Source organism: Mycobacterium sp. UM_CSW (assembly GCF_000455205.1).
Taxonomy (GTDB): Bacteria; Actinomycetota; Actinomycetes; order Mycobacteriales; family Mycobacteriaceae; genus Mycobacterium.
Genome location: NZ_AUWQ01000068.1, coordinates 24136 through 32957, shown reverse-complemented (window position 1 = coordinate 32957; position 8822 = coordinate 24136). Strand labels below are relative to the sequence as shown.

At 65.9% G+C, this 8822-nt stretch carries 8 protein-coding genes; all 8 read right to left on the bottom strand.

The window, feature by feature from the left end; genetic code table 11:
• Positions 1–585, bottom strand: a 585-nt coding sequence (locus N415_RS22125; protein WP_152531520.1) for an MCE family protein, incomplete at its 3' end; no start/stop codon positions are given.
• Positions 582–1664, bottom strand: coding sequence for an MCE family protein (locus tag N415_RS22120; protein ID WP_068186746.1), 1083 nt, complete (start codon positions 1662–1664; stop codon positions 582–584). The genes N415_RS22125 and N415_RS22120, both read right to left, overlap by 4 nt.
• Positions 1657–2697 (bottom strand): MCE family protein, encoded by a 1041-nt coding sequence (locus N415_RS22115; RefSeq protein WP_068186744.1) that lies wholly within the window; start codon positions 2695–2697, stop codon positions 1657–1659. Before N415_RS22115 ends, N415_RS22120 begins: the two co-directional genes overlap by 8 nt.
• The gene (locus tag N415_RS22110) at positions 2694–3971 is read right to left on the bottom strand and encodes an MCE family protein (protein WP_068186742.1); all 1278 of its coding nucleotides are present in this window, start codon (positions 3969–3971) and stop codon (positions 2694–2696) included. The genes N415_RS22115 and N415_RS22110 overlap by 4 nt, the downstream gene beginning before the upstream one ends.
• A gap of 19 nt (positions 3972–3990) precedes the next feature.
• On the bottom strand, positions 3991–4836 hold the full coding sequence (locus N415_RS22105) for an ABC transporter permease (protein ID WP_068186753.1): 846 nt from the start codon (positions 4834–4836) through the stop codon (positions 3991–3993).
• A 22-nt stretch (positions 4837–4858) separates the two neighbouring features.
• A complete protein-coding gene (locus N415_RS22100; protein WP_068186740.1) occupies positions 4859–5677 on the bottom strand; it encodes an ABC transporter permease in 819 nt (272 codons plus the stop codon).
• Between the two features lie 363 nt (positions 5678–6040).
• Entirely contained in the window at positions 6041–7246 is a 1206-nt protein-coding gene (locus N415_RS22095) for a CoA transferase (protein ID WP_068186738.1), read from the bottom strand.
• Positions 7243–8679, bottom strand: coding sequence for an aldehyde dehydrogenase family protein (locus N415_RS22090; RefSeq protein ID WP_239645659.1), 1437 nt, complete (start codon positions 8677–8679; stop codon positions 7243–7245). The genes N415_RS22095 and N415_RS22090 overlap by 4 nt, the downstream gene beginning before the upstream one ends.
• Positions 8680–8822 lie beyond the last annotated feature (143 nt).

The following is an 8822-nucleotide window of genomic DNA, read 5'->3' as shown; positions in this document are numbered from 1 at the left end:
CCGGGCGACGCCGGACAGTTGAGCCAGCGTCTGGTGCAGCTTCTCGCCGTTGCCGTCGCCCAGCGCGTCGGCGGCGCTGTCGATGAACCGCGCCACCGACGGGGTGGACACCTTGCTGTTGGGGCCCAATTCCGTTGCGAGACGCATCAATTGCTCTTTGACCTGATCCCATTCGACGGGCACCGCGGTCCGTTCGATCGGTATCACCGCGCCGTCATGCATGGTGGGACCACTCGACCGGTAGGCCGGCGTGAGCTGCACGTAGCGCGCCGCCACCAGGTTTTGCGCGACGATCACCGCCTTCGCTTCCGCCGGAATGGGCACGTTGCGATCGACGTGCATCACCAGCTTCGCCCGCGTCCCCTGCGGCTGAATGGACGAGATGGTGCCGACCTTCATGCCGGACACGCGCACGTCGTCGCCGGGATAGATCGCGGTGGCCGTGGGGAAGTAGGCGGTGATCGTCGTCGGGCGAAAGAAGGTGTTACGGATGGCGATCGCCGCGCCGACCACGAGCAGACCCGCCAGCACGATCGCCAGCCCCACCTTGAGCTTGTTGCGCGGAATCGCCCCGAGCCCCGTCATGGCCGTCCTCCCGGGTCCTGGTTGAACGGCCACGGGAAGAACGCGCGCGGCCCGGCGGTGTCCGGCGGTTGGCCGGGCGCGCCGTAAGCGCGGAACCCGAAGGCGTAGTCGAACAACCACTGGAAGAACTCCAGCTGGAAGAGGTTGGGGATGAACGGGTTGTAGTAGTAGCCGCTCGAGACAGTCTCCCCCTGCGTCAGCTCGTACTTCGCCAGCCCGGGAAGCGCTTGGGCGAGATTGTCGCGATTCTTTTCCAGCATCGCCGTCACGGAGTTCAGCTTCTCCAGCGTCGGCGCCAGCTTCGCCTCGTTGTCGTGCACCACACCGGAGAGCTGCCGGGCCACCGCGGACGTGCTGGCCAGCAGCCGCACGATCGCCTGGCGCCGCGCGACCAGCATCGACAACAAATCGTTGGCGTTGAGGATCAGCGTGTTGAGCTGCTGGCTGCGTTGCCCGAGCACGCCCGTCACGTCGGCGGCGCCCTTGAGCAGCTGCCCGAGGGTCTGGTTGCGGGCGTTGAGGGTCTGGGAAAGCCGGCTGACCCCGTCGAAAGCGGGACCCAATTGCGGCGCAACCTGATTCAGGGTCGCCGACAGCGTGTCCAGGGACTGGTTGAGCGACTCGGTGTTGGTTCCCTGCAGGTCGGTCGTCAGGTCGTTGACGGCCTCGGACAGCGAGTACGGCGAAGAGGTGCGCGACACCGGGATGACCGCCATCGGATGCAGGTTGCCGCTGCCCGCGGAGTCGACCGTGAGCACCCGCTGACCCAACAGCGACCCGGTCTTGATGTGTGCGGTGCTGGCGGAGCCGAGCAGGATGTTCCCCTTGGCCGTGAACGTCACCAACACGTCACCGTGCTGCAGCTCCATGCCCGTCACGCTGCCGACCTTGATCCCCGAGATCGTCACGTCGTTGCCCAGCGCGAGGCCTCCGGCGTCGGCGAACAGCGCCTGGTAACGGACCGTGGTGGCCCGCTGCACCAGTTGGTCGGGGTTCAGCCCGACGGCGATGACCAGCGCGATGAGGACGGCGCCGATGAATCCGGCCTTGATGAGGCCCGCTCCGCGGTACTTATTCATCGGGGTCCTTCGGTTCCGCGCACCGCCCGGTGGTCTGGTGTTTGATGCCCACTTCCACCGTCCGGTACTGCAAGTCGGACACGCGCAGCGCCAGCCCGCACAGGTAATAGGGGAACCAGGCGCCGTACGACCCGAGCCTGAGCAGTTTGCGGTAGTTGTGTGGCAACTTGTGCAGCGAGGTGTCGAGGAGGTTTTTGTCCTTGTCCAGCAGCGGCGCCAGCCGGCTCGCTTGGTCCACCGTCGCGGCCAACGGCGGGCGGGCGCGGGTGAGCAGATCCGCGATCGAGGCGGTCCCGTTGTCCAGGGCGGTGATCGCGGTCCCGATGGTGTCGCGGTCCTGGTCGAATCCACTGACCAATTTCTCGAGGCGGTCAATGGCCCCGGAGAACTTGGTGCCGTCCTTATCGACGGTGGCCACCACGGTGTTGAGGTTGTCGATCAGCTCCTGCACCGTCTGGTTGTTGTCGGCCAACGTGTTGGAGAACGACGACGTCTTCGACAGCAGCGACTGCAGGGTTCCGCCCTCGCCCTGGAACACCTGGATGAGCGCCGCGCTCAGCGCGTTGACGTCTTGCGGGTTGAGGCCCTGGGTAACGGGTTTCAGGCCGCCCAGCAGTAGATCGATGTCGAGGGCGGGTGCCGTGCGATCGAGCGGGATCTGCGACCCGGCCGGCAGCACCTTGGTGGATCCCGGGCCGTCGGTCAGCTCGAGGTAGCGATCACCGACCAGGTTCAGGTAGCGCACCACCGCGCGGGTGCCGGTGGTCAGCACGACGCTGCGGTCGGCGTCGAACTTCACCTCGACCTTCTTATCGGCGCGCAGCTTGACGCTGTTGACCGTGCCCACCCGGATGCCGGCGACGCGCACGGTCTCTCCGGTCTTCAGCCGCGACACGTCGGTGAAGAGTGCCGAATACCCGTTCGTCGAACCGGTGGTGTACTGCCCGAAGATGAAGAACAAGAACACGGTCAGCACGATCATCACGGTGGCGAACGCCCCGAACTTGATGATCATCCCGCGCGAGCCGGTCATCCGGGCATCCCGATCTGCATGGTGTTGCGCGGCGGACCATCGATCGGCCCGTACAGCAGCTGCTTGAGCGCATCGGAGTTGAGCAGCAATTGCTGGTTGCCGTACGCCGTGGGATTGGAGCCGTTGTCAGTCACCAGGAACGGCGGCGCAACGTCGAAGGGCACCACCGGAAGGTTTAGACATTGCGGCCCACCGGTCGCCGCCACCTTGGGCAGGTTGGACGGGTAGCGGTAACGCTCCGCGCCGAGGCCGATGACGACGGTGACCTTGACCATCGGCTCGGGCAGGTCCGGCGCGTGCAGGTTGCCCAGTGACCCGGCGATGCCGCAGTACAGCGCCTGGTGGTACTGGTTAAGCAGATCGGTGGTCGGCACCAGCAGGTGCAGGTCGTCCGTCAGCGCTTGCCGGTTGCCGCCCACCACGTCATTGCCCATGTCCGCCAAGCCAATCGAGCTGATCAGGAAGGCATCCAGATTTTGTTGCTCGTCGACGATCGTCTTGCTGATTCGGACCGCGTTATCGGCGGTGGCGAGGAGGTCCTGCGCCGAGTCGCCATAGGCGTTGCTCACCACGGGCAGGGCCTCGAGGTCATGGCTTAGCGCAGGGAGGCTCGGTTCCTGGGTGGCCAGGAATGAGTCGAGATCGTGCAGCATCTGGCCGATCTTGTGGCCCCGGCCGTTGACCGCAGACGCTATGCCGCCCAGGGTCTCGTTGAGTTTGGCGGGATCGATCGTCGACAGCAGTGACGTGAGTTGCTGGAACACCGTGTTGATTTCGACGGTCACGTGCTTGCCCTCCAGCACCTGACCCGCGCGCAGCGACTGCGGCGACGGCTCGGCGGGCGGTACCAGCTCGATGAACTTCGCGCCGAACACCGTGGTGGACGCGATGTCGACGAGCACATTGGCCGGGATGAAGTGCATCTGCGACGGTTGCATCGCCAGGTGCAGGACGGCTTCACCGTTGGGCCGCACGTCGATTGAGTCGACCTTGCCCACCTCGACGCCGCGCATCTTCACCTTGGCGTCCGGGTTCATCACCAGTCCGGCGCGCGGTGAGACGACGGTGACGGGCACGCTCGTGGTGAAGTCGCCCCGGAACAGGCCCACCGCGACGGCGAAGACCAGGCCGATGAGGACGATGGTCGCCAGGCCGGCCAGGGGCCGCGCGTACGACTGCGCGCCGAAGTGGCGCCCGGGCGAGGCCGCGACGGGCCGTGCGGCACTGGTGGTTTCGGACCGGTGAATGGGGCCCGGCCCGAAAGCGCGCGTCACTGTCCTTTCACCACCTTCCCTAGCCCGACAGGTTGAAGTTGCCGTTGGTGCCGTAGATGGACAGCGAGACGAGCAGCGTCACCGACACGACCACGATCAACGAGGTTCGCACCGCGTTGCCGGTCGCGACGCCGACACCGGCCGGTCCGCCCGAAGCAAAGTAGCCGAAGTACGTGTGAATCAACAAGATCGTGATGGCCATCAGGACGGCCTGCAAGAACGACCACAACAGGTCGATCGGGTTGAGGAACGTCGAGAAGTAGTGCTGATACAACCCGCCCGACTGGCCGAACAGGACCACCGTGGTGAATTGGCTGGCGAAGAACGACAGGATGACGGCGATGGAATACAGCGGCGTGATCGCCATCATCCCGGCCGCGATCCTGGTGGACACCAGATACGAAACCGGCCGAATGGCCATGGATTCCAACGCATCGATCTCTTCGTTGATCCGCATGGCGCCCAGCTGCGCGGTCACGCCGGCCCCGAAGGTGGCCGCGAGACCGATCCCGGCGACGATCGGCGCCGCGATGCGCACGTTGATGAAGGCGGCCAGGAAGCCGGTCAGCGCCTCGATGCCGATGTTGCCCAGTGAGCTATACCCTTGCACGGCCAACGTGCCGCCCGCGGCCAGCGTCAGGAAGCCGACGATCACCAGCGTGCCGCCGATCATGGCCAAAGTTCCCGCACCCATGCTGATTTCGGCGATCAGGCGGATGACCTCGCGCCTGTAGTGCCGGACCGCGAAAGGAACCCCGGCAAGCGCCCTTCCGTAGAACAGCGTGTGATCGCCGATCCGGCTCAGGGTGCTGACCGGCTTCTCCAGCTGCCGCGTCAGGCGCGGATACGTGGCTCGCAGCGTCATCACGGTTTGCCCCTACACCTCCTCAGTGACCCTTGGTCGACATGCGGATACCGATAGCCGTGACAACCACATTCACGACGAACAGCGACATGAACGCGTACACCACCGTCTCGTTGACGGCGTTGCCGACCGCCTTGGCGCCGCCGCCGGAAACCGTCAGTCCCCGGTAGCACGCAACCAGCCCGGCGATCAGGCCGAAAAGCGCTGCCTTGACGCAGGAAATGACCACCTCGGGCACGCCGGTCAGCAGCGTGATGCCGGCGGCGAACGCCCCGGGATTGACGTCCTGGACGAACACCGAGAAGACGTAGCCGCCGACAATGCCGATAATCACCACCAAGCTGTTCAGGAGCAGCGCCACCAGACCCGCGGCCAGCATGCGGGGGGTCACTAGGCGCTGAACAGGGTTGATGCCCAGCACTTCCATCGCGTCGATCTCTTCGCGGATCGTTCTCGATCCCAGGTCGGCGCACATCGCCGTGGAACCGGCGCCGGCCACGATCAACACGGTCACGAGCGGGCCGACCTGGGTCACCGCGCCGAAGGCCGCACCCGCGCCGGAAAGGTCCGCTGCGCCCAGTTCGCGCAGCAGGATGTTGAGCGTGAAGCTGACCAGCACGGTGAAGGGAATGGCGACCAGGAGGGTGGGAGCGAGCGCCACCCGCGCGACGAACCACGACTGCTCCAAGAACTCGCGCCATTGGAAGGGCCGGCGGAACACGAACTTGATCGCGTCGGCCGACATCGCGAACAAGCCACCGACGGCTTCCATGGGCTTGGAGCCGCGGCCGAGCGATATGCCCCCGGTCCATCGCTCCGGGCCCGCACGCTTAATCGCCATCGGCCTCAGTTCCTTCCGGCATTTTCGAGACCGATGGTCTTGTTCGGCTGAACGGAAAGCTGTAGATTTGGCTGGACCGACGGCCACAAAAGCCTGCTGGAACAGTCGAAATGCGTAGCGGGCAGCCACATTCCGGCATTCGCCTCCGGCGTCGCTGCCACTACCATCCTCACGCCACTCCTCCGTTCTGTCGCGTGAGTTGGCGCTTCAAAACGAGGGCCCTCGTGTCTTGAAGCGTCCGGCGATTATGACTCATGCGGTGTCCAGGTGGAATGGAAAATTCAAAACCGTTATCGGACAGCTCATCGGATGAAAAGCGGCGTTCGGCTCACACATTTCTCACAGCTCCGGTCCCTGTAGCACTCAAGTGACCGCGCCGGCCGTCTTGAGCTCGATGATGCGATCCCAATCGAGTCCGATTTCCATCAGGATTTCTTCGGTCTGTTCGGCGAATCCGGGCGCCGGGCCGGTGTGCGGCCGGGCGACATCGAACTGGACCGGGTTGGCAACCAGATCGAGTTCGCCTGCGCGAACCAGGTACTCGTTGGCACGGATTTGGGCGTCGTCGACCGCCTGCAACGTGTCCTGCACGGGCGCCCACGGCCCGGCAAGCGTGGCAAAGCGATCGCTCCACTCGGCAAGCGTGCGGGTTGCGATCACCTTGGTCAAGATCTCGACGGCTTCCGGTGTATTTGCGGCGATTTCTTCGACAGTCGCGAAGCGGGGGTCGTCGGCCAGCTCCGGCAGCTCGACGTGCCGGCAAACGTCGGCCCAGAACTTGGTGGGCTGCATCATCACGAAGGAGATGTAGCGTCCGTCGGACGTGGTGTACAGCCCCACCAACGGGTTGTTGGGCGCACCATGCACCCCGGGCGGGGGCGCTTCCAGCCGCTGACCCAGATGCTTGGTCAACGCGACCGTGTGTCCCATTGCCCAGAAGCCACTGCCCAGCAACGACACATCGACGACCGACGCCTCGCCGGTGCGCTCGCGCTTGAGCAACGCGGCCGCGATGCCGCCGGCGAGGTTGGTGCCGGAGATGGTGTCGCCGTAGGCCGGGCCGGGGGGCGCGATCATGCCGGGCGTCCCTGCCGGCGTGATGGTCGCGGCGGTTCCGGCCCGGCACCAGAACGCGGTCATGTCGTAGCCGCCCTTTTCTGACTCGGGGCCGCGCGGACCGAGCGCGCTCCCGCGGGCGTAGACGATCTTCGGGTTGACCGTACGAATGTCCTCGACGTCGATGCCGAACTTCTTCCGGTGAGCGGGAAGAAAACTGGTCAAGAACACATCAGACCGGCGGGCCAGCTCGTAGAGCACCTCTTTGCCCTCGGGCACGGACATGTCGAGTCCGATGCTGCGCTTCCCACGGTTGGCGTGTTCGATGTTGGGGTTCGGGTCGCCCTCGACGCGCAGCATGCCGGTCTGCCGCAGCCCGCGTTGCGGGTCGCCCGTCACGGCGTGCTCGACCTTGACCACGTCGGCGCCCCACTCGGCGAGCACGGCGCCCGCCGATGGGACGAACCCGTACATGGCGACCTCCAGGACACGGATGCCCTCCAGCGGCCTCATGCGGGCGCCCCCACAACGGGAACCGCAAAAGTCTTGCCTTCCAAGAACTCCTCCAGCCCGGCGACGCCCATCTCGCGGCCGACGCCGGACTGCTTGAAGCCCCCGAACGGGCTGTCGGCGGCAAAGTAGTTGCCGCCGTTGATGGAGAACGACCCGGTCCGGATCCGACGGGCCACCGCGAGGGCGCGGTCCTGGTCGCGGCTGAAGACCGCGCCGGCCAACCCATAGATCGAGTTGTTGGCGATCCGCACCGCGTCGTCGTCGTCCTCGAACGCGATGACCACCAGCACCGGGCCGAACACCTCGTCCTGGGCGATCTCGCTGTCCGGGTCGACGTTGGTGAGCAGCGTGGGCGCATAGAAGTAGCCGGGATCCAACCGCTTGCCGCCGGTGACCAAGGTCGCGCCCGCTGCGACGGCCCGCTGGACCATGCCGTCGACCTTGTCGCGCTGGCGCTCGTTGATGAGCGGACCCATGAGCGTCTTCGGATCGGCCGGGTCGCCGTGGCGCACCTTGGCGAAGTTCTGCGCGATCAACTCGACGATCTCGTCATGGTGCGACCTGGGCACCAACAGCCGGGACGTGAGCGCGCAGCCCTGCCCGGCGTGCGTGACCATGCTGAACGCCGCGAACAGGCTCGCGTTGGCGAAGTCGGCGTCGTCGAGCATGATCACGGCCGACTTGCCACCCAGCTCCAGGAAGACGCGTTTGACGGTGTCGCTCGCGGCGGCCATGATCTTGCGTCCGACGGCCGTCGATCCGGTGAAGGTGACGACGTCGACGTCGGGGCTGGTGGTCAACGCGACCCCGGTGGCCGCGTCCGAGGAAGTAAGGACGTTCACCACGCCGGGCGGGATGTCGGTGTGGTTGGCGATCAACTCGCCGAGCGCCAGCGTGACCAGCGGGGTGTCCGGCGCCCCCTTCAGCACCACGGTGCATCCGGCGGCCAGCGCCGGGGCCAGCTTGGCCAACGCGAGCTGGTTCGGATAGTTGTAGGCGATGATGGCGGCCACCACGCCCGCGGCTTCCTTCTCCACCCAGCGGTGGTGCCGCATGCCCCGCGATTCGATCTCGCCGAGATCCTCGGAGAACTGATAGGTGCGCAGCAGGTCGGCGTAGAAGCGCACGATCTTGATCGGGTCGTCGAGCTGAGCGCCCTGGGTGAGCGCCCGCGTCGCGCCGACTTCGGCGATGGTCAGCTCCCGCAGTACCTCGGCGTGCTCGACCAGCGCCGTGTGCAACTGGTCGAGGCAGCGGATCCGCAGCTCCACGTTGGTCGACCAGTCGGTCGTGTCGAAGGCGTGCCGGGCCGCCGCGATCGCCGCTTGGGCCTGTTCGACGCCGGCGTCTGGGGCGTACCCGACGACCGCACCCGTGGCGGGGTTGATCGAGGGGAATGTCTTGTCGGCCGTGACGAGCCGGCCGTCAATCAGCAGTCGGCGATCAACCTGTGACTCGGGCGCGGCGGTGGTCTCTGCCGTGTCCTGCACTGGCATCCCCTACTCCCTCATGTGGTGACGGTCACGAAAATTTCATTCTCTTCCCCGGCGAATCTTACATTCGGGTCTCGATAATT